Source organism: Actinoplanes sp. CA-252034, from assembly GCF_050956125.1.
Classification (GTDB): Bacteria; Actinomycetota; Actinomycetes; order Mycobacteriales; family Micromonosporaceae; genus Actinoplanes.
The window spans coordinates 7,300,937-7,322,708 of record NZ_CP191846.1 but is presented as its reverse complement, the minus strand read 5'-3'; the positions used below and the strand labels follow the sequence as shown (position 1 = coordinate 7,322,708).

Annotated in this window: 14 protein-coding genes; 8 read left to right on the top strand and 6 right to left on the bottom strand. The window is 71.7% G+C overall.

Annotated elements, in window-relative coordinates:
* Window positions 1-313 precede the first annotated feature (313 nt).
* Window positions 314-3,205 (bottom strand): MMPL family transporter, encoded by a 2,892-nt coding sequence (locus ACQPZW_RS33310; RefSeq protein WP_433789979.1) that lies wholly within the window; start codon window positions 3,203-3,205, stop codon window positions 314-316.
* Window positions 3,206-3,287: 82 nt separating this feature from the next.
* Window positions 3,288-3,989, bottom strand: a complete 702-nt coding sequence (locus ACQPZW_RS33305) for a hypothetical protein (RefSeq protein WP_433789978.1) — start codon at window positions 3,987-3,989, stop codon at window positions 3,288-3,290.
* 256 nt (window positions 3,990-4,245) lie between these two features.
* Here ACQPZW_RS33305 and ACQPZW_RS33300 point away from each other — a divergent pair, with 256 nt between their 5' ends.
* Window positions 4,246-4,779, top strand: a complete 534-nt coding sequence (locus tag ACQPZW_RS33300; RefSeq protein WP_433789977.1) for an FKBP-type peptidyl-prolyl cis-trans isomerase — start codon at window positions 4,246-4,248, stop codon at window positions 4,777-4,779.
* Between the two features lie 3 nt (window positions 4,780-4,782).
* Here ACQPZW_RS33300 and yaaA read toward each other — a convergent pair whose 3' ends face one another.
* Together yaaA and ACQPZW_RS33290 are read right to left on the bottom strand one after the other, a co-directional pair.
* Window positions 4,783-5,577, bottom strand: coding sequence for a peroxide stress protein YaaA (yaaA, locus tag ACQPZW_RS33295; protein WP_433789976.1), 795 nt, complete (start codon window positions 5,575-5,577; stop codon window positions 4,783-4,785).
* Between the two features lie 24 nt (window positions 5,578-5,601).
* On the bottom strand, window positions 5,602-7,326 hold the full coding sequence (locus ACQPZW_RS33290) for a copper resistance CopC/CopD family protein (RefSeq protein WP_433789975.1): 1,725 nt from the start codon (window positions 7,324-7,326) through the stop codon (window positions 5,602-5,604).
* A 103-nt stretch (window positions 7,327-7,429) separates the two neighbouring features.
* On the opposite strand from ACQPZW_RS33290, the gene pgm reads away from it, so the two are divergent.
* The 4 genes from pgm (at window position 7,430) to ACQPZW_RS33270 (ending at window position 14,369) form a co-directional block, all read left to right on the top strand.
* Complete coding sequence (gene pgm / locus ACQPZW_RS33285; protein WP_433789974.1) at window positions 7,430-9,055, top strand: phosphoglucomutase (alpha-D-glucose-1,6-bisphosphate-dependent); 1,626 nt, start codon at window positions 7,430-7,432, stop codon at window positions 9,053-9,055.
* Window positions 9,056-9,139: 84 nt separating this feature from the next.
* Window positions 9,140-11,440, top strand: coding sequence for a putative bifunctional diguanylate cyclase/phosphodiesterase (locus ACQPZW_RS33280; RefSeq protein WP_433789973.1), 2,301 nt, complete (start codon window positions 9,140-9,142; stop codon window positions 11,438-11,440).
* Between the two features lie 48 nt (window positions 11,441-11,488).
* The gene (locus ACQPZW_RS33275; protein WP_433789972.1) at window positions 11,489-12,832 is read left to right on the top strand and encodes an MFS transporter; all 1,344 of its coding nucleotides are present in this window, start codon (window positions 11,489-11,491) and stop codon (window positions 12,830-12,832) included.
* Between the two features lie 103 nt (window positions 12,833-12,935).
* Window positions 12,936-14,369, top strand: a complete 1,434-nt coding sequence (locus tag ACQPZW_RS33270) for a diguanylate cyclase domain-containing protein (RefSeq protein ID WP_433789971.1) — start codon at window positions 12,936-12,938, stop codon at window positions 14,367-14,369.
* A gap of 6 nt (window positions 14,370-14,375) precedes the next feature.
* Here the strand turns inward: ACQPZW_RS33270 and gndA are convergent, their stop codons facing one another.
* Window positions 14,376-15,815 carry an NADP-dependent phosphogluconate dehydrogenase gene (gene gndA / locus ACQPZW_RS33265; protein ID WP_433789970.1) on the bottom strand — a complete coding sequence of 480 codons (1,440 nt, stop codon included), beginning with the start codon at window positions 15,813-15,815 and terminating at the stop codon, window positions 14,376-14,378.
* A 135-nt stretch (window positions 15,816-15,950) separates the two neighbouring features.
* On the opposite strand from gndA, the gene ACQPZW_RS33260 reads away from it, so the two are divergent.
* Window positions 15,951-17,357, top strand: a complete 1,407-nt coding sequence (locus ACQPZW_RS33260) for a diguanylate cyclase domain-containing protein (protein WP_433789969.1) — start codon at window positions 15,951-15,953, stop codon at window positions 17,355-17,357.
* A 190-nt stretch (window positions 17,358-17,547) separates the two neighbouring features.
* On the opposite strand, the gene ACQPZW_RS33255 is transcribed toward ACQPZW_RS33260, so the two are convergent.
* The gene (locus ACQPZW_RS33255; RefSeq protein WP_093611341.1) at window positions 17,548-17,862 is read right to left on the bottom strand and encodes a type II toxin-antitoxin system PemK/MazF family toxin; all 315 of its coding nucleotides are present in this window, start codon (window positions 17,860-17,862) and stop codon (window positions 17,548-17,550) included.
* Window positions 17,863-19,735: 1,873 nt separating this feature from the next.
* Between ACQPZW_RS33255 and ACQPZW_RS33250 the strand changes: the two genes are divergently transcribed.
* Together ACQPZW_RS33250 and ACQPZW_RS33245 are read left to right on the top strand one after the other, a co-directional pair.
* Entirely contained in the window at window positions 19,736-20,626 is an 891-nt protein-coding gene (locus ACQPZW_RS33250; protein ID WP_433789968.1) for an ANTAR domain-containing protein, read from the top strand.
* A 95-nt stretch (window positions 20,627-20,721) separates the two neighbouring features.
* On the top strand, window positions 20,722-21,765 hold the full coding sequence (locus ACQPZW_RS33245) for a PP2C family protein-serine/threonine phosphatase (RefSeq protein WP_433789967.1): 1,044 nt from the start codon (window positions 20,722-20,724) through the stop codon (window positions 21,763-21,765).
* The last annotated feature ends 7 nt before the right edge of the window (window positions 21,766-21,772 follow it).

The following is a 21,772-nucleotide window of genomic DNA, read 5'->3' as shown; positions in this document are numbered from 1 at the left end:
GGAGGAGTGTCGGCGTCGTTCGGGGTCGGTTCGACGTCGGCGGGGGCCGGGGTGTCCTCGGCCGGATCGGTGGTGAGTTCCTCGGGGGCGGGTGTCGCCGCTCGCACGGTCTCTTCGGTGAACAGGCCGTTGTAGACGGTCTCGGAGAAGATCACCGCTTCTTCCGGGGCGGGTTCCGAGGGTGCGACGGCCGGAAGGTGCAGGACCTGGGTGGCCGCGGGGTCGTCGGCGGACGGCTCGGTGGGCAGGTGCAGGACGTGGGTCACCGACGGATCGAAGTCGTCCGGCGAGTTGGCCTCGGTGTAGGCCTCGATCAGGGACGGTTCGGCGACCGGCCGGGTGATCTCGGCTCCGGCGGCCAGAGTGGCCTCGACCTCTGCCCACAGATCGTCGGGACCGGCCGGCTCCTCATCATCGCGACCGTCGGCCGACGAAGACACGACGTCCCCGGAGGTAGCCGAGGACACGGCGTCACCGGAGGGAGCCGAGGACACGGCGTCACCGGAGGGAGCCGAGGACACGGCGTCACCGGAGGGAGCCGAGGACACGGCGTCACCGGAGGCGGAGGACGCGCCGTCAGCGGAGACGGAGGACGCGTCGTCAGCGGAGAAGGAGGCGGCGGCGGAGGGGGAGGCGTCAGCAGACGTGGAGGGGGACGGGGAGGGAGACGAAGACGCGGCGTCGGCGGAGGGGGAGGGGAGGGGGACGAGGGGGCGGCGTCACCCGAGCCAGACGGGGCCGGCGAGGGAACGACCCCACCGGAAGAAGGTGAGGACGCGACGTCGGCACCGGTGGAGGGGGACGAGGCGGCGGAGACGACGTCGGAAGGGCCCGCGGTGAGGGCGTCGCGATGGCGGCCCCGACCGGTGGGCGGGTTCGGCTCGGCGGGAGCCGACGATGCCTCATTCCCGATCGGATCGTTGGACGGCGTACCCGCGGCATGGTTCTTCTCGGACAGGTAATCCAGGACCGCCTCGTAATCCAGCACCACCGTATTGGAGGTCTCGCCGCCGGACGGCAGCGCGGCCTGCGCCGGCGCCGCCGGCAACGCCCTGGCCAGCAGCGTCCCGTCGAGGACGGTGGTCTCCTCGAGCGACGGGTCGATCGGCCGCCAGGCGTGCCGCCCGGTGGCCTCCTCCTCGCCGGCGTATTCGGCGAGCCCGGCCTTCTCCTGCAGGCGCCGCAGCGGCCCGGGCGCCCACCAGGAGGCGTCGCCGAGGAGGGCGAGGACGGCCGGTACGAGCAGCACCCGCACGACGGTCGCGTCGAGCACCAGCGCGATGATCATGCCGACGCCGATGAACCGCATGGTGGTCACCGAGGACAGGGCGAACGCGCCGGTCACGACGATGAGCAGCAGCGCGGCGGCACTGATCACCCGGCCGGTACGGGACAGCCCGATCGTGACCGCCTCGCGGGTGGTGGCTCCGCGCAGCCGTGCCTCGACCATGCGGGAGAGCAGGAACACCTCGTAGTCGGTGGAGAGGCCGAACACGACGGCGGCCATGAGGACGACGATCCCGGCTTCGAGTGGTGTCGGGGTGACGTCGAGCCACGACGCTCCGTGGCCCTCCTGGAAGATCCAGACGAGTGAGCCGAAGGTGGCGGTGAGGCTCAGCGCGCTCATCACCACGGCCTTGATCGGCAGCAGGATGGAGCCGAACGCCAGGAACATCAGCACGAGTGTGGCCCCGGCGAGCAGGCCGATCATGAGGGGGAGCTCGGCGCCGATGGCTTCGAGGCTGTCGATGTTGCGGGCGGTGACGCCGCCGACCAGCACCTCGGCGCCGGCCGGGGGTGTCAGGGCGCGCAGGCCGTCGACGGCGTCGCGGGCCTCGTCGCTGAACGCGTCGGTGGCTTTCAGGTCGGCGGTCAGGATCACGGTGTCGGAGTTGCCGCCGGTCGTGGTGATCTTCTCGACGCCGGTGACCTTCGCGGCGGCGTCGCTGAGCGCCTTCACGTCGGGCTTCTCGCCGTTCGTGGCGTGCACGACCACCTGGACGCCGTCCGAGGCGAACTGCGGGTAGTCGGTCTTGAGCGTCTCGATCGCGACGCGCGACGGGTCGCCGGCCGGGAGTTGCCGTTCGTCGTTCTCACCGAAGCGGGCGTCGGTGATCGGCAGGGCGAGGACCAGGAGGGCGGCGAGGATGGGTACGGCCACCAGCACCGGCCGCCGCAGGACCCATCCGGCGAGTCTCTCCCAGCCGCCGGTGCTCGCGGTGCCGCGGCCGGGCAGCCGGATCGGGATGAGGTCGACGCGCGGCCCGAGGACGGCGAGCAGCGCCGGCAGCAGGGTGAGCGACAGCAGCATGGCCAGGAAGACGGCGGCGAGCCCGCCGTACGCCAGTGACTTGAGGAAGCCCTGCGGGAACAGCAGCAGCCCGGCGAGCGCGGTCATCAGCAGGGTGGCGGAGAAGACGACGGTACGCCCGGCGGTGGCCACGGTCCGCCGGACGGCCTCGGCCGTGTGGTGGACGGCCTGCTCCTCACGGAACCGGCCGACCATGAACAGGCCGTAGTCGATGGCCATGCCGAGGCCGAGAAGGCTGGCCACGTTGACGGCGAACGAGTTGACCTCGTGGGTGAGCGCGACGGCGTGCAGGACGCCGAGGGACCCGAGGACCGCGGCGCCGCCGACGAGCACCGGCAGGGAGGCGGCCACCAGCGACCCGAAGATGAGCAGCAGCAGGATCAGGACGATCGGCAGCGACACCATCTCGGCGAAGGCCAGGTCGTCGGTGGAGCGCTGCGACGACGCGTGCCCGAGTGGGATGCCGCCGGCCAGCTCGACGTGCGCGCCGGCGACGGTCAGGGAGCCCTCGATGTCGGCGTAGGCGTCCATCTTGTCGGCGTCGTCCTCGCCGGTGAGCGTGAGGACGGCGATGGCGCTGGACTTGTCCTTCGACGCGTACGCCGCGGCCTTCTCGTCCCAGTAGGAGCTCTGTGACTCGACCGCCGTCTTCGGCAGTGCGGCGAGACGCTCCTTGATGCGCTTGGTGAGCGCGGCGTCGTCGATGCCGCCCTGGTCGGGCGTGTAGATGGCGATGACGTCGCCACCCTGCCCGCCGGTCGCGACGGCGGCCATCTCGGCGGCCCGGGCCGATTCGCTCCGTGGGTCGTTGTACCCGCCCTCGGTGAGCTGACCGAACACGCCGAAGCCCCAGACGCCGGAGCCGATCACCGCGACGAGCGCGACGATGAGCACCGGCCACCTCAGGCGGGCGACCCGCGATCCCCAGCCCGCGAACACAGGGTTCCCCTTCCTGGTTTTTCGTCAGTCCAAAGGTTCAGCTCAGAGTCGCGGCCTGGAGGGCCACGCCGCCGCAGTTCTCGTCGAACGTCGCGCCGGTGATCCACTTGATCGAGATCTTGCCAGTTCCCGTCGCGCGGTAGGAAACGACGTAGGCGGTCGTGCCCATCGAAGCCTTGCGACTGGTGAAGGAGTCGGTGTACGCCTCACCGCCGGTGCTGAGCTCGAGGCGCAGGTCGCCGCGGGCCATGGTCGCGCCGAGATACAGCCGCAGGGTGTGCGGCCCGGGTCCGGCCGGGGCGGAGAGGGTGAATCCGTGCCCGGTCCCGCAGGTCTCGATGCCGCTGGTCACGCCCTTGGCGGGGGCGCCGGTCCAGGTGAAGCGCTGCGGGCTGTCGGTGTGCCGCAGTCGAGGCTCGCCGGGGGTGCCTTCGAGGATGGTGAACTTACCGCCGCTGTCGCGTTCCAGCGAGTACCGGCCCTCCTCGCCCCAGTGCACCCAGTCGATGCGGCCCTCGGCGGCCAGGTCGACGGTGTCGCCGATCGGCACCTGCTCGACGACGATCTGGTTGACCGGCGCCATGGACGGCGTCGGCGTCGCGCTGGGCAGCGGGATCGGGACCTGCGTGACCGGGCCGAGCGCGACCGGGGGCGGCACCGGCGCCGGCTCGTCGCGGGTGGTCTGCTCGTGGACGACCCAGCCGACCGCCACGACGGCGAGGACTCCGACGAGGATCACGGCGCCCTGTTGGAGGTGCTCCCGCCGATGTCGGCGTCCTTCGGGATCGCGCAGAGGCAAGGATCCTCCAGGTCTCGGGCGGGCAGGAGCGGTAAACGATCTCATCCCGGGCGGGCGGGGTGAAGAGGGGGCGGCCGGTCGGGCACGTACGGCTGATCGCCCACCTCAGCGATTCGGATGAGGTTCTTCGCCGTGTTGCATCCGGTTGCGAGTAGCGTGTCCGGAGTTTCCGACTCGCCGACCGGGAGATTGACGAATGAGCGACATGACCACGTCCACCAACAAGCGCCGTGGCCAGGCGATCGCCGGGGTGCTCAGCGGCGTGCTCGTCTTCGTCGTCCTGGTGGTGGTCTTCGTCCTGGTCCGGAAGGACCCCGACGCCGGCTCCGGCGGGGTGCCGGCCGCGGCCGCCGCGCCGACGAGCATGGCCCCGGAGACGATCACCCAGGAGCCGGTCGTCACGACCGGGTCGGGCACCCTCACCGAGCTGGTGATCAAAGAGCGGATCCCGGGCACCGGCCCGGAGGTGAAGTCCGGTCAGACGGTCAGCGTCAACTACAAGCTGATCGGCTACACCTCCGGCGAGGAGATGGACTCGTCCTGGACGAACGGCACGAGCAAGCCGATCAGCTTCGAGATCGGCGTCGGCAAGCTGATCCAGGGCTGGGACAAGGCCATCCCGGGGCAGAAGGTGGGCAGCCGGATCCAGCTGGACGTGCCCGCCGCCCTCGCCTACGGTCCGGAGCGCGGCGACCTGCGCTTCGTCGTCGACATCCTGTCGGCCCAGTAGGGCCTACAGCTCCGCCACCACGATGTCGAGCTGCCGCGGCCCGGATGCCGGGCCCGGCCGCTCCTCGACCGTGAACTTCAGGTCCCGCAGGGCGGTGACCAGCTCGTCCACCGACTCGGGCGCGGCCTGCTCGACGGCCAGCGCGCGGACCAGGCGGCCCTTGGTGGCCTTGTTGAAGTGGCTCACCACCGACCGCCTGGTCTCGCCGCCGACGACCCGCTCGTGCAGCACCCGCAGGGCGGCCGCGTTCGCGCCGGGGGCCCACATCGCGGCGTAGGCACCGGACCGCAGATCCAGCACCGGCGCGCCCGCGGTCGCCTCGTCGAGGACCTTCTTCAAACCCTTCTTCCAGTACGGGGTGAGCCCGCCGATTCCGGGAAGGGTGACGCCGACCGCACAGCGGTAGGCCGGGATCGCGTCACCGAGCCGCACCACACCCCACAGCCCGGAGAACACGACCGCCGTCCGGTCCAGCCAGTCCCTCTCGTCGCCCCGCAGGTCCGCGGTGCCGAGCGCCTCGTACAGCACCCCGGTGTAGATCCGGGCGGCCGGAGCGGCCGGTGCGGTGAGCAGGCCCGCGTTGCGCGCGATCTCCCCCCGCTGCCCGTCAGTGAGCCCGAGCACCCCGAGACTGTCCGCTATTGATCGCTCGCTGGTCCGCGCGCAGAGGGCGACCAGTCTCTTCAGCACCCGGGTCCGGGCGGCGGCCAGCGACGGCAGCCACAGGCTCGACGGGTCGACGGGGGCGCCGTCCGGGGCGGGGGTCTTGCCCTCGGACGGCGGAAGCAGGATGAGCACGTCGAGACCTTAGCGGGGTCCCGGTCACCGGCCGACGGTCACGGTCGTCTTCACGCTGGCCCGGTCGATCTCGCTGACCCGGATGGTGAACACCAGCTCGTACTCCCCGGCCAGCGGGAACGCCAGCGAGCCGAGCGCCTGGTTGCCGGGCAGGATGCCGGCCATCGGCTGCTTCACCGCCTCCAGCGCGGGGTCGAGCAGCCGGGCCGACACCTGCCACTCCTCGGCCTGCAGCGGCGCCCCGTCCGGCCGGTAGAGGAACGCGTGCACCGTGTTGTACTCGCCCAGCTCGACCGGGTAGATGTTGAACTGCACCGTGTAGAGATCGCTGGTCAGCGTCTCGGCGATGCCCTTGCCGCTGACGGCCTTCTCGTTGGCGGCGGCGCTGCGGCCCGGGTCGACCTGCACCAGCACCGAGCTCAGGCCCAGGATCAGCACGCTCGCCACCACCTCGACGCCGACCGTGCGCCGCAGCCCGCTGCCGTTGCGGGCCCGGTTCACCATCCGCCGGGCGCCGGCCGCCGCGGCCAGCACCACGGCCAGGATGCCGATCTTGACGAGCAGCAGCCGCCCGTAGTCGGTGCGCCACAGCGCCGGCACCGAGCCGAGTTGGATGACCGCCTGCACCGCACCGGCCATGACCAGCCAGACCACCGCCAGCGCCGCCCACCGTGACCACACCGGCAGCACCACGCCGAGCATCCGCTCGTGGGTGCCGCGTAGCAGGAACACGGTCAGCGTGACCAGACCGCCGAGCCACGCGGCCATCGCCGCCATGTGCACCACCCCGGCCGTCACCGTCACCGCGGGTAGCGGAACGGCGATGGCGTGACCGGTCATCGGCCACGTGGCCAGCCCGGCGGCACCGAGCGCGAGAACCGCCCAGGCCCGCCCCTTACGTGGCGTGACCTGCGGTTGCGCTTTGGGGGCCGGCGCCGGCTGGGGCACCGGCGCACCAGCGCCGACAAGGACCGGGGCGGGCGCGGCCTGCGACACGGTGACGGTCCGTCGTGGCCGTCGCAGCAGGGGCGGCAGCAGTACGGCCAGAGCGCCCAGAACCAGCAGGCGCCCGATCAGCAGCAGTCCGTACTGACTGCTCACCACCTCGGTGAACTCGGCGGCCGTCAGCGTCCAGATGGGCGCGCCGGAGCCCTGCTGCGCCTGGGTGCCGAGAGCGCCGAGGGTGGCCGCCGCGGTCAATACCAGACCGATCCGGATCATCCGCAGGGCCCCGGACCGGGAGCGCCGGGGTGGCCACAGGAACGCCAGGAACAGCGCCGGGCCGACGATGAGCGTGACCCCGGCGTACCCGATGGTCTTGAGAAGGGGGACGGTGACCGCGACCGACGGGTGCGGCCCGTTGGTGGCGGCGGGCTCCTCGGGGCGCTCCGACGGCGCGCCGACCGAGAAGGTGATGGCGCCGCCGACCGGGTGGCTGTCGGCCGAGATGACCCGGAAGCTGATCAGGTAGGTACCCAGCGGCTTGCCCGCCTTGCGGACCGGGATGCGCAGCACGGTGCCGCCGCCCTGGACCTTCCCGGAGATCCGCTCGCCGTCCGGGGCGATCACCTGGACCCGCCCGTCGACCGGGGTGACCGGCTCGCTGAAGGTCACGGTCACCTCGGACGGCGAGGCGCCGATCACACTTCCCGGCGCGGGACTCGAGCCGACCGTCGCCGCATGCGCGGAGGCCGGCGATGCCGGCAGGACGACGGCGGCGGTCAGCAGCACGAACAGAAAGGCGAGCACCCGGGTCACATGGGGTAGTTCGTATCGCCGGGGGGAAAGGTTCAAGGAGTCGCTGTGTATACGATCCGTGACAGCGTCTGACCCCGCCACCGAGGAGGCCGCCTTGTCCGTCCACCCCCGTGCCGGCCGCCCCGCGGAGCCGGCCGATCTGATCGATGTTCCGAAGGTCGTCTCGCGTTACTACACCGAGCATCCGGACCCGGCCGAGGCGGGACAGCGGGTCGCGTTCGGCACCTCCGGGCACCGCGGGTCCAGCCTGCGGACCGCCTTCAACGAGGACCACATCGCCGCGACCAGCCAGGCGATCGTGGAGTACCGGCGGGACCAGGGCACCACCGGACCGCTCTTCCTGGGCCGGGACACGCACGCGCTCAGCGAGCCGGCGCTGATCACCGCGCTGGAGGTGTTCGCCGCCAACGACGTGCGGGTGCTGGTCGACAGCCGCGACCGGTTCACGCCGACGCCCGCGCTGTCACACGCGATCCTGCGCTGGAACAGGGACAATGCCGCGAAGTCCGACGGCGTCGTCGTCACCCCGTCGCACAACCCGCCGGACGACGGCGGTTTCAAGTACAACCCGCCCAACGGCGGGCCGGCCGACACCGACGCCACCAGGTGGATCCAGGACCGGGCGAACGCGATCATCGCGGCCGGTCTCAAGGAGGTCCGGCGGGCGGCCCGGCCGCAGAGCCCGGAGAAGTACGACTACCTGGGCACCTACGTCGACGACCTGCCCAACGTGATCGACGTCGAGGCGATCCGCAACGCTCGCGTGCGCATCGGGGCCGACCCGCTCGGCGGCGCCAGCGTCGACTACTGGGGCGAGATCGCCGAACGGCACCGGCTCGACCTGACCGTGGTCAACCCGCTGGTCGACCCCCGGTTCGGGTTCATGACGCTGGACTGGGACGGCAAGATCCGGATGGACTGCTCGTCGCCGTACGCGATGGCCTCCCTGATCGAGCAGAAGGACCGCTTCCAGATCGCCACCGGCAACGACGCCGACGCCGACCGGCACGGCATCGTCACCCCCGACGGCGGCCTGATGAACCCCAACCACTACCTCGCGGTCGCCATCGCGTACCTCTACTCGTCGCGCGACGGCTGGCCGTCCGGCGCCGGCATCGGCAAGACCCTGGTCTCCTCCTCGATGATCGACCGGGTCGCCGCCGACCTGGGCCGCCGCCTCGACGAGGTGCCGGTCGGGTTCAAGTGGTTCGTGCCCGGCCTGCTCGACGGCTCGATCGGGTTCGGTGGCGAGGAGAGCGCCGGGGCGTCGTTCCTGCGCCGCGACGGCGGCCCGTGGAGCACCGACAAGGACGGCATCATCCTCGACCTGCTCGCCTCCGAGATCCTCGCGGTCACGCAGAAGTCGCCGAGCGAGCACTACCGGGAGCTGACGGCCCGGTTCGGTGAGCCCGCCTACGCCCGGATCGACGCTCCGGCCACGCCCGCGGAGAAGGCCGTGCTCGGCAAGCTCTCACCGTCGCAGGTGACCGCCTCCTCGCTGGCCGGCGAGCCGATCACGGCGGTGCTGACCAGCGCGCCCGGCAACGGCGCGGCGATCGGCGGCCTCAAGGTGGTCACCGGCTCCGGCTGGTTCGCGGCCCGCCCGTCCGGCACCGAGGACGTCTACAAGATCTACGCCGAGTCGTTCCACGGCCCCGACCATCTCGCCCGCATCCAGGAGGAGGCTCGCGCGGTGGTGTCCGCCGCACTCTCCGGCTGATCGTTCATCTCAGGTCCGCGGCTCCTGCGCCGACAGTCAGTCGTAAGCAGACCGGCTGATCCGGGCAGGAGCCGTACGAGACTGATGACCGCACCCGTGAGCGCCACCGAACCCCGGTCGTGGACCGGGGGACTGGTCCCCGTGCTGGTGGCCGTGTGGGCGAACATCGGCGTCCTGGTGTGGCTGCTGATCCGTGACGCCGACGAGGTCACCTACGGCTACTGGGGTGGCCCGGTCGCTCTCGCCGCGGGCGCGTACGCCTGCTTCCGGATGGTCCGCACACCCGGTCTCCCGCGGCCGGTGCGCTCCTTCTGGCTGCGGATGGAGCTCGCCGCCGGCAGTCTGGCCGTGACCGCCGTCATCGCCCTGGCCCGGGCCAACAACAACACCGGCATGTCGATCTGGGTCGCCGTGCCGATGCTGCTCGGCGTCGGTCTGCTGATGGCCGCCTTCCTCGGCCTGCCTGGCCCGCGCCGGACCGCCCTGTGCTGGTTGCGAGGAACGCTCGACACGGTGACCGTCGCCATCGCCAGTGCCCTGATCTTCTGGTACGTGGTGCTCGACCTGGCTCCCGCCGGCACATCCCTGGCCGACAAGGTGGTCGCCGCCGTCGTCGGCGTGGGCGGGGTGCTGCTGCTCGTCGTGGTCGGCAAGGCCGCGGCCGCCCCCGAGACCGTCGTCGACAGCGGCGCGCTGCGCGTGCTCATGACCGGCCCGATCACCTGCGTCGCCGGCACCATCCTGCTGATCGCCGGCGACGACCGGTCCCGGCTGGCGCTGTCCGTGCTCGCGCTCCCGCTCACCGGGGCCGCCGTGTGCATCGGCGCCCACCTGCAGCGCCGCGCCCTGATCAGGCCGTCCATCTCGACGTTCCCGGCCCGGTCGGTCTTCACCATGCTGCCGTTCGTCGCGGTCGTCGCCACGGCCGGGCTGGTGATCACGGTCAGTGCCCAGGACATGAGCACCCGCCAGCGCGTCGTGATCGTCGGCGCCTTCCTGATCACCGGCTGTGTCGTCGCCCGCCAGCTGCTCAGCCTGCGGGAGAACACGATCGCCCTGCGCGGGATCCGCCGCCAGCAGGACGAGCTGGAACGGCTGGCGCTCAGCGACAACCTGACCGGTCTGCCGAACCGGACCCGGTTCCTGGTCGCGCTCGGCGAGCGGCTCGACGGCGACCTGCCCGCCGCGGCGGTCCTGATCGACGTCGACGACTTCAAGATGATCAACGACACGATCGGCCCGGCCGCCGGCGACCAGCTGCTCTTCCAGGTGTCCCAGCGGCTGCGCGACCGGTGCACGGCCGCCGAGATGCCGGCCCGGCTCGGCGGCGACGAGTTCGCGGTCCTGCTGCCCGACGGTGACCCGGACGCCGCCGAGGCCGCCGCCACCCGGCTCCTGCTCGCGCTCTCCGACCCGTTCAAGGTCGGCGAACAGCAGCTGCTGCTGCACGCCAGCGCCGGCATCGCCGTCGCCGACACCGGCGAGGGCGCCGACGAGGTGCTGCGCAACGCCGACATCGCGATGTACGCGGCCAAGGAGAGCGGAAAGGCCTCGTTCGTACGCTTCGAGCCGCGCATGCGTGACGACATGATCAACCACGCCACGCTCGCCGGTGAGTTGCGCAACGGCATCGCCCGCGGCGAGCTGCGGCTGCTCTACCAACCCGTCTTCGACCTGGTCACCGGCCGCCTGCACGGCTGCGAGGCGCTGGTGCGCTGGCAGCACCCGATCCGCGGGTTCGTCTCGCCGGTCGAGTTCATCCCGGTCGCCGAGCGCTCCGGGCTGATCGTGCCGCTGGGCGCGTGGGTGCTCCGCGAGGCGTGCCGCCAGCTGGCCGAGTGGCGGACCGAGCACGGCGACGGCGCGGTCGAGGCGGTGAACGTCAACGTGGCGGTCCGGCAGCTGCGCTCCGCCGCGTTCGTCGACGAGGTCGCCGCCGCGCTCAGCGAGACCGGTCTCACCTCACGCAACCTGATCCTCGAGGTCACCGAGTCGTCGGTGGTCGACGGCTGGCAGGTGCAGGAGACCCTGCAGGCGTTGCACGACATGGGCGTACGCCTGGCGCTCGACGACTTCGGCACCGGCCAGTCGTCGCTCAGCCTGCTCCGCGCGTTCCCGGTCGACGTGCTCAAGCTCGACAAGTCGTTCGTCGACGGCATCGCCGACGGCGCCGACCGGGGCCGTCTCGCGGTCGCCGCGGCGGTCGCCCAGCTCGCCGAGCACCTGCAGCTCAAGGCGGTCGCCGAGGGCATCGAGAACCGGGAGCAGCTGGAACGGCTGCGCGACATGGGCTACCGGTACGGTCAGGGCTTCTTCATGGCCAAGCCGCTGCCGGCCGCCGACTGTGGCGCGCTGATGGCCGGCGACCCCGTGCGGGCGGCCTGAGCCGGCTCGATTGGACCTCAACCGGGGTGCACGTACTAGCGTGCACCCATGACCGTCGTCACCGGCCATGTCCGCACCTTCTACCAGCTGCTGCTCAACACCGGGCTGGTCTCGATCATCAACTTCTCCGTCTGGTTCGCGGTCACCTTCTGGACGTACCTGCAGACGAAGTCGGTGTTCGCGACCGGTGTCATCTCCGGCATCTTCCTGGTGCTGACCGCGCTCACCGGCATCTGGTTCGGCAGCCTGGTCGACGGGCACCGCAAGAAGACCGTCCTGCAGGGCTCGGCTCTCGCCTCCCTGGGGCTGTACGCTGCCGCGCTCGGCGTCCACCAGGCCGTGCCGGACGCCGCGTTCCACGATCCGGCGGACGCACGGCTCTGGGTGTTCGTGCTTCTCCTGATGTCCGGGGTGATCGCCGGCAACATCCGCACCATCGCCCTGCCCACCCTGGTCACCCTGCTCATCGACCCCGACCGGCGGGATCGCGCCAACGGCCTGGTCGGCACGGTCTCCGGCACCTCCTTCCTGGTCACCTCGGTGATCAGCGGCGTGCTCGTCGCCTTCGACGGCATGTTCTCGGTGCTCGTCCTGGCGCTCGTGGTGCTCGGGCTCTCCGTCGTCCACCTGGCCTTCGTCGGCATCCCCGAACGGGAGCCGTCCCACGACGACGAGGCCGCCGGTGCGCCGGGTGTGGACCTGCGGGGCACCCTGCGGATCATCGGCGGGGTCCCCGGGCTGCCCGCGCTGATCCTGTTCTCCACGTTCAACAACTTCCTCGGCGGCGTGTTCATGGCGCTCGCCGACGCCTACGGGCTGTCGCTCGTCTCCGTGCAGGCGTGGGGGCTTCTCTGGGGAGTGCTCAGCACCGGGTTCATCGTCGGCGGGCTGCTCGTGGCGCGTACCGGCCTCGGCTCCCGCCCGGTCCGGCTCCTGCTGCTGATCAACGTGGTCCTCTGGATGATCATCCTGATCTTCCCGCTCTGGGCGTCGATCATCCCGATGGCCATCGGGATGTACCTGTACATGCTGCTCATGCCCTACGCCGAGGCCGCCGAGCAGACCATCCTGCAGCGGGTCGTCCCCTACGAGCGGCAGGGACGGGTCTTCGGCCTGGCCCAGAGCGCCGAGCAGGCCGCGTCCCCGCTCACCGCGTTCCTCATCTCACCGATCACCCAGTTCGTGTTCATCCCGTTCATGAGCGACGGCGGCGCCGGGGCCGACGCCATCGGCTCCTGGTTCGGCACCGGCCCGGACCGCGGCATGGCCCTGGTCTTCGTGCTCACCGGGATCATCGGCGTGATCGCCACCGCCCTCGCCATGGCCAGCCGCCCCTACCGGTCCCTGAGCGGCCGCGTCGCCGAGGAGAGCCCGGTCACCGTCGGCACCTGACGTCCCGGCCCCACACACCTCACCCGCTCAATCCTCAGACGCCCCTCCGCGACGCCGATCTGGATAGGTCGGAGAGAACCCGGACTCGGCGGAGGGGAACACCATGGGATGGCCGCGTGCGACGGCGCCGGCATGGCCCGTGCATGCGGGACTGGTCGCATTGTCGGTAACGGTCGCCACGACGTACGCACTGGCCGAACCGCACCTGCGCAACGCCATCTTCGCGCTGGTCACCGCCGTGCCGATCGTCACCTTCCTGCTCGCTCTCGGCGCCGGGCACCTGACCGACCGCAAGACATGGCTGGCCGGCGTCGCCGGGCTCGGCTTCCTCACCCTCGGCACGGTCATGTGGCCCGACTGGATCCCCGACCACCACTTCGGCAGTGCCGAGGGATCCACCACCGACCTCCTCATGGCGTCCGCGCACCTGCTCTTCCTGGTCAGCACCGCGAGCGCGCTGCGGCGGCACGGACATACCGACCCCGGCGGCCTCATCGACGCCGCCCTGTTCGGTCTCTGCGCCGCCGGTCCCCTCTGGGAATGGCTGATCGGACCGTATCTCGGGCCGGCCGCCACCGACCTAGGCATGGCGCTGCTGCTGAGCGACGTGCTGGTGCTCTCGGCCGTCCTGGGCTGTCTGATCCGGATCGGCATCACCGCCCGCGGCGCCCGCGGCCCGCTGGGCTACCTGGTGCTGACCGCCATACTGACGCTCGCCAACGACATCGTCGCCGTGCTCACCGTGCACGGCAGCTCCGTCTGGACCGCCCAGATCATGATGCTGGCGTATCTGACCCTCGCGGCCTCGGCCGTCCTGCCGACCGCGCCGCTGATCACCGAGCCCGGGCCCGCACCGGCCGGCGTCCGGCACCCGCCGCTCGGCTGGCTCGGCGCCGCCCTCTGCGCCAACCCGCTGATCGCCGCCGTCCAGGCGATCCGCGCCGACGGGCCGGCCAGCGTGGTCCTGCCGGTCGCCACGATGATCGTCGTGCCGCTGGTGGTGCTGCGGCTGCGGCTGCTGTCGGTCCAGCGGGCCGCCGCCGAGCGCACCCTCGCCCACCAGGCCCATCACGACGAGCTGACCGGCCTCTACAACCGGCGTCACATCGGCACGAAGATCGACGAGGCGATGCACGCCCTCGACCGGGACGAACTCGCCGAGATCACGCTCATGCTGTGCGACCTCGACGGCTTCAAACCCGTCAACGACAGGTACGGCCACCAAGCCGGCGACGTCGTCCTGCAGACCGTGGCCCAGCGCCTGTCCACGGCGGCCGGCCCGCACGCCGCCGTCGGCCGGCTCGGTGGCGACGAGTTCGTGATCCTCCAGTGCGGGGGAGAGCCCGTGGCCGGCCGGATCACCGCACTGCTGCGCGAGCCCATCGACGTGCCCGGCGGAACCGTCCGCATCGGCGCCTCGATCGGTTCCGCCACCGCCCGCCCCGGCGACGACCGGGAGAGCCTCATCGCCCGTGCCGACGCCGCGATGTACGCCGTGAAGGCGCGCCCCGCGACGCCGGCCCGTGCAGTGGCCTGACGACCGTCAGGCGTCGACCTCGGGACGGCCCTCGGCAGCCCACAGCGTGTGGAACGAGCCCGGCTTGTCCACCCGGTGGTACGTGTGTGCGCCGAAGAAGTCACGCTGGCCCTGGATCAGGGCGGCCGGCAGGCGCTCGGCCCGCAGGCTGTCGTAGTAGGCCAGCGCCGACGAGAAGCCCGGCGCCGGGATGCCCTGCTGGGCGGCGGTCACCACGACCCGGCGCCACGCGTCCTGGGCACCCGCGACCGCGTCCTGGAAGTAGGAGTCCACCAGCAGCGTCGGCAGCGTGGGGTTCTTGTCGTACGCCTGCTTGATGAAGTCCAGGAACTTGGCCCGGATGATGCAGCCGGCCCGCCAGATCTTCGCCATCGCGCCCGGGTCGATGTCCCAGCCGTACTCCTTGCTGGCCGCCTGGATCTGCTGGAATCCCTGCGCGTACGCCACGATCTTCGACGCGAACAGCGCCTGCTCGACATCGGCGCGCAGGTCGCCGCCGACGTGCTCGGCGCCCGCCGACGGGCCCGGCAGGCCCGCGCTCACGGCCGCCTCACGCTCGGTCACGCCACCGGAGATGGCGCGGGCGAACACCGACTCGGCGATGCCCGACACCGGCACACCCAGGTCCAGGGCGGCCTGCACGGTCCAGCGGCCGGTGCCCTTCTGCTCGGCCCGGTCCAGCACGATGTCCACGAACGGCTTGCCGGTCGCCGCGTCCACCTGCTGGAGCACCTCGGCGGTGATCTCGATCAGGTAGGACCCGAGCCGGCCCTCGTTCCAGCCCTTGAAGATGTCGGCGATGTCGGCCGGGGAGTGCCCGCCGACCTGCCGCAGCAGGTCGTACGCCTCGGCGATGAGCTGCATGTCCGCATACTCGATACCGTTGTGCACCATCTTCACGAAGTGACCGGCGCCGTCCGGGCCGACGTGCACGCAGCACGGCTCCCCGTCGACCTTCGCCGCGATGTCCTCCAGCAGCGGGCCGAGCGCCTCGTACGACTCCTTCGGGCCACCCGGCATGATGCTCGGGCCGTGCAGCGCGCCCTCCTCGCCGCCGGAGACACCGGCGCCGACGAAGTGCAGGCCCTTCGCCTTCAGTGCCGCCTCGCGCCGCCGGGTGTCCGCGTAGTGCGCGTTACCCGCGTCGATCAGCATGTCGCCCTCTTCGAGAAGCGGAGCGAACTCGTCGATCACGGCGTCCGTGGCCGGGCCGGCCTTGACCATGATGACGACGCGTCGCGGGCGCTCCAGGCTCGCCACGAACTGCTCGGCCGACTCCGCCGGCAGGAACGAGCCCTCGTGACCGAACTCCTCGACCAGCTCCTTGGTGCGGCCGTAGGACCGGTTGTGCAACGCCACGGTGTGCCCGTGCCTGGCGAAGTTACGGGCCAGGTTACGGCCCATCACCGCCAGGCCGGTGACACCGATCTGCGCCTTTTGCGACATCGACTACGTCCTTCCTCGTTACCCGCCCGTTACGGGCCCCGCGGTCATTCTTACGGGATCGGGGCCTTCGCGGTTCGATCACGTCCACGTGGTGAGCATGCTCAAGTCTGCGCCGCCGCGGCCGATCGCACAGCCGTGACCCGCTTCTCCGGCATGGCGGTCTTCCTCGCCGTGGCCGCCGCCTGCACGGTGGCCATGCCCCTGACACCCGGCGCCGGCCGGCACTGGATCTTCCTGCTGATCGCCGTCCTCGACGCGGCCGCCGTCACCCACCTCGTGTCCCGGGTGCCGCGCGCGGACCGTACCCCCATCGTGCAGTTGGGTCTCGGTGTCGCCTGGCTGGTCGTCAACAGCCTCCTCGCCGTCTTCGGCGGCAGCCGGCTGGTGGTCCTCGCCGACGTCGTCCTCGCGATCAGCAACCTGCACCTGCTCGCCGCCGCCACCACCCTCGTGCTGCGCCGCGGCCGCAACGACGTCGGCGGCCTGATCGACGCCGCCGTCACCGGCACCGTCATCGCCGCCCTCACCTGGACCCTGCTGCTGCAGCCCCGCCTCGACACCGCCGGGATCCCGCTGCTACAGCAGGTCAACCTGCTGGCCAGCGTCCTGCTGCTGTCCGGTGTCCTGGGCGCCCTGATCCGGGTCGTCCGGATCGCCAGCCCCCGGCCCGCCCCGCTGGTCATGTTCGCCGCCGCGGTCGTCTGCGACCTGGCCGGATACGTAGCCGTGATCGACGCCACCGGGGCCGTCACCGCTCCGACCACCGCGCTGCGCGAGATGCTCTTCATGCTCGGCTACATCCTGCTCGGCCTGGCCGTCCTGCACCCCGGCGCCCCGCTGATCGCCCGCCCCGGCCCCGTCCCGCCGGACCACCTCCACACCGCCCGCGTCGTCGCGCTCACCGCCGCCGTCACCGTCGTCCCCACCGTGACCGGCGTCCGCGAGATCCTCGGCATCCGCGGCGACGCCGCCCTGCTCACCGTCGGCAACCTGGTCATCGTCGGCCTCGTCGCGTTCCGGATCGCCCGGCTCGGCCGCCAGCGCGACGAAGCCGAACGCCGGCTACGCCACCAGGCCACCCACGACCAGCTCACCGGCCTGCCCAACCGTGCCGAGCTCTGGCGCCACCTCGACACCGCCCTGGCCGCCGAACAGCGGGCCGGCCGCCCCTCGGTGGTCCTGCTCTTCTGCGACCTGAACGGCTTCAAACAGGTCAACGACCGCCTCGGCCACCTGGCCGGCGACCAGCTCCTCACCGAGGTGGCCGCCCGCCTCCGCATCCCCGGCGCCGTCACCGCCCGTTACGGCGGCGACGAGTTCGTCCTCCTCTGCGACGACCCCGACCAGGCCGCCGCCGCCCACCGGCTCACCGCAGCGCTGCACGCCGCTCTGGACCCGCCGATCACCGTGGCCGGGGAACAGGTCCGGATCGGCGCCAGCATCGGCGCGGTGCTCTCCGACACCACCCGCGACGCCGACGACCTCATCCGCCACGCCGACCAGGCCATGTACCGGGAGAAAGCCGCCCGCCGAGCCGCCTGACCGGGCTCTCCCTCACACGCCGGCGGCCACCGGTGGATCGCCGTGCGGGCGGGTTGCGGATCGACGTTCGTCCGGGTCGGGGGGTGTGCCGTTGGTTGTGGGCCGTAGTCGTTAGTCGGGTGGCGCGAGGCTTGCACGGCCGAGCGATCCGAGAGAGGCGTGGGCACCGCGACACTCGAGGCGCCCGTGGTCAAAGCTCGAACAGATCCCGCATCGCCTCAGCGAGCCGAGCCATGCTGGCCCCGGTGACCATCCCGATCCGCTCGGCCCCCGTCGAAGCCGGCAGACGCCGCATCCGATTGACCACCACCACACCGGTGATCGGGTCCTGCTCGGTCAGCGCCACCGCATACGGCGGCAACTCGGTCACCCCACGCTGCCGAACGATCGGCGCACAGAACGGCGCCGCATTCTTCCGCTCGTTGTAGCTGTCCCCGGACAACACCAGCACCCGATAGCGCAGATCGGCCCGGTCACCGATGGTCCAGATCTCCCCGCGCCGCATGTCAGCATGACCCGGAGATCGGCGGGGTCCGGATCAGCATGGCAGGAAGCGTACCGCCGCACCGATCTCGCCCGCGCCCGCCCCGCCCGGCCACTTCCCGAAACCGCGGCCGGCATCCCCGCCACTCACGGAAGCCTGGCCACTCACCCTCAGCGACATTCATCAAGCCCTCATTCGGTACGGCCACCCCTCCCGCCCAACCCACCCCGTCCCGCACTACATCGCGACGCCCAACGTGGTTCAGCCCTCCAAGGCGCCTCACGCGCAAGTCCCGCATCACCGCCCACGGCCACCCCTGCCTCGGTCCGCCCCTGTGTCGGTCCGCGTCGCGTCGGTCCGCGTCGCGTCGGTCCGCGTCGCGTCGCGTCGGTCCGCGTCGCCTCGGTCTGCGTCGCGTCGGTGAACTTCGCGTCGGTCCGCTCTCTCGGTCCGTGCCGCGTCGGTCCGCCCTCTGCCGGTCCGTGCTGTCGGTTTTGGCGCCTATATCGCTCCTTGTGCCATTACCGGTTTATTCGGTTGCATGTTTTTTGTCCTGCTTCGGCAACTTCTGCAGCGGTGTGTTCCGTTCGCCGTTCGCGGTCCGCGGTCCGCGGTCCGCGAAGATCGACGATCGGGAGTCGCCGCGCCAGTTCGGGTTTCCAGCGCAGGTCGCGATACGTGATCTTGATCGATCAGGCATTCGTCTCGCCGGTTCAGGCTTTGAGCGTGGTCTGCGGTTCGTGATCGTGGCCGGCCAGACGGTCGTCGTGGCGGTGAAAACGATCCGATCCTGTCGCGGCAGACCGTCGAGAGCCCTGCCAGGGCCGGGTGCGGTACCCAATCCGCGCACCGGCCGTGATCAGCGCCCATTGGCGGGCTATCCCTGCCCCGCCCGGCGTAGCCGACGGGTCGGAGGGTCGTCCTTCGGCATCTCGCCGCCAGCGCCTCGCCCTCTTGGCGTCTCGCCCTGTCTGCGTCTCGCCGCCGGTGCGTCGTCCCTTCGCGTCGCCGCCGGTGCGTCGCCCTGTCTGCGTCTCGCCGCCGGCGCGTCGCCCTCTCTGCGTCTCGCCGCCGGCGCGTCGCCCCGTCTGCGTCTCGCTGTCAGCGCGTCGCCGCCATCGTGCTGACGCCGGAGAACGCGATCGGGTCGACGACCGGACGCTACGGCCGACGACCGGACGCTACGGCCGATGGCCGGCGCGCACGATCAGCGAACGTTGAACCTGATCAGCGCTGCTACGACCACGAGCGTCCACACCCGTGGATCGTGGGCGTTGACGGACGTCATATCGATGACCCGTGCACCCACACCGTCATCGGGTGCGCTCATCCTCGCTGCTCGGCGCGCTTCCTATGAGCTGCGCGGGCGGCTTCGGCAGCCCGGCACTCCTATGACGCTGACGACCGGACGGATCTTCACGGCTGGTCGTCAGCGCCTCCTGCAGAGCGCTCGAAACAGCGCCGACGGCCGGCCGGACCAGGTCGCCATCGCACCTCGGGCGGCGAACGGACACGCTCAGCGCCGGGGGACGTTCAGGCGCTCGTGGGTGGGAGCGGTGGGCCGTACCACATGGGGTGTTCAGTGGCCGTGACCGAACGTCGGACCTCGACCGGGTGACCTGTGCGACGTAGAGGTGTCCGTTGGCACCCGGCCGGATGATCGGGGGATGCCGTGAGGTGGTGTGCAGGCGTAAGCAGGAACCTCGAGCGGGCTGGGAGGTCACTGGTGGGAGGTCAGACGCATGCGCGGACGGCGGGCGGCCGGCAGCTCACGGCGCGATGGGGTCCGGCCGGTGGTGGAGCCGGTGGCAGAACGGATCCCGGGAGGACGGATCCCGGCGGGACGGGCCGGGGTGGCCCAGGTCAGGACGGAGGCGCCGCGGCGAAGCACGGCATGCGGACCATCGGCAGCGCTGGTGAGGACGCCGGACGAGTGACCGTGGAGCGGGCGATCGGGCTGCTGGCCGGGCGTGCCCGCTGCCGGGTCGCCGAGGCTCATCGCCATCTGCTGCGGATGGCGGCGGAGCGACGATGTGACGTCACCGAGCTCGCTCATCGAGTGATCCGGCTGCTCGACAGTCCGGAGGCCGTGGCGGACACCCTGCCACCGCCGGAGACGGTGCCACAGCTGGTCACGGCCGCGATGATGAATCCCGCGACGATCGGCGCCGCTGCGAGCCGCCCAGCGGTGGCCGGTCCGGCTACGGGCGGCCCGGCGGTGGCCGGTCTGGTGGCGGACGGTCCGGCGGCGGGCGATCCGGCGTGGGGTGCTGTGCCGCGCGAGCCCGGTATGGGGGAGGCCGCCCCCTGGCTGGTGACCGTGCAGAACGTCCTGGACACCCTGCCCGGAATGTGCGCCTATCTGCTCGCCGAAGTCGACGACCAGGGCCGGATGACGGACCTGATCTGGGCCGCCGCCAGCCCCGAGGCCGTGGCTCCGGACGGCCGTCGCGGCACGCACCTGATAGGTCTGCCGGTGAGCCGTCACCACCCGGAGGCGACGGCCGGCGATCGTCGCCGCATCTACCAGCGGGTTCTCGACACCGGGGAACCCGCCGACATCGGCCCGATCCGGATGGGCGGGTCCGACTTCATGATCCGCGCCGCCCGGCTCGGGCCCGGGCTGCTGATCAGCTGGGAGCGCCGAAGACACCCCGGCCGCCTCGACGGGATGGAACAACTCGGCAATCTCGGCTGGGGGAGTGGGATCTGGTCAGCGGCGAGATCTACTGGTCACCCCAGCTGTACCGGATCTACGAGCGGGATCCGGCGCTGGGCCCGCTGAGCGAGGACGAGGCCGAGTCGATGGGGGTCGCCCCCGATCGGCCGTTGCGGACGGCGGCGGCTGAGGCGTTTCACCGGGCGGAGCGGGTGGATGTCGTGACCCGGGTGCGTGTGGGCGGGCGGGTCAAGCATCTACGGACGGTCGCGGACGCCGCCCGGGACGCGGAGGGACGACCGCTGCGGGTGTACGGGATAGTGCAGGACGTCACCGAGCAGCAGGCGGGTGCCGAGCGGCTGGCCGAGGTGGAGCGCACGCTGGCGGCGGAGCACGAGCTGGCGGCCCGGTTGCAGCGGATCATCCTGCCGATCCCGGCGGAGCCGATCGACCTGCCGGGCCTGCGGGTGGCGGTGCGTTACCTCCCGGCAGGCCAGACGACGACGGCGGGCCAGGCGACGGCGGGCCAGGCGACGGCGGGCCAGGCGACGGCGGGCCAGGCGACGGCGGGCCAGGCGACGGCGGGCCTCAAGACGATGCCGGGCCAGAGGATGACGCCCGCGGGACTGGAGACGACGCCGGCCGGACAGGAGGCGATGATCGGCGGCGACTGGTTCCATGCGGCGGCGCTGCGGGACGGGTCGGTGCTGCTCGCGGTCGGTGACGTGGCCGGGCACGGCACGCAGGCGGCGACGACGATGGCCCAGCTGCGGCACGCGCTGCGAGCGCTGGCCGTGGTGACCAGCGATCCGGGCATGCTGCTGGAACATTTGAACCGGCTGATCTGGGAGATGGAGGCGGACGATCCGGAGCTGGCGGCGACCGCGGTGATCGCCCGGTTCGACCCGGGGCGGCACGAGCTGGTGTGGGCGCAGGCCGGTCATCCTCCGCCACTGCTGAGCCGGGGCGGCCGTACCGCGCCGCTGCCCCGCCCGGCCGGGCCGATGCTGGGTGTGGTGGACGGCGCCCGCTACGCCGACGCGGTGATCGACCTGACGCCGGGTGACGTGCTGCTGCTCTACACCGACGGTCTGGTCGAGGAGCGTCACCGCGGTCCGGACGTCGGCCTGGACTCGGTGATCGCGACTGTCGACGACGCGCTCAGGGCCGCACCGGAGCAGCCGTTGACGGAGTTGCTGGCCCGGTTGCGCCGCGCCAACCCCGACGACGACACCTGCATCCTCGCCGCGCGCCCCCGTGCATGATCAATGG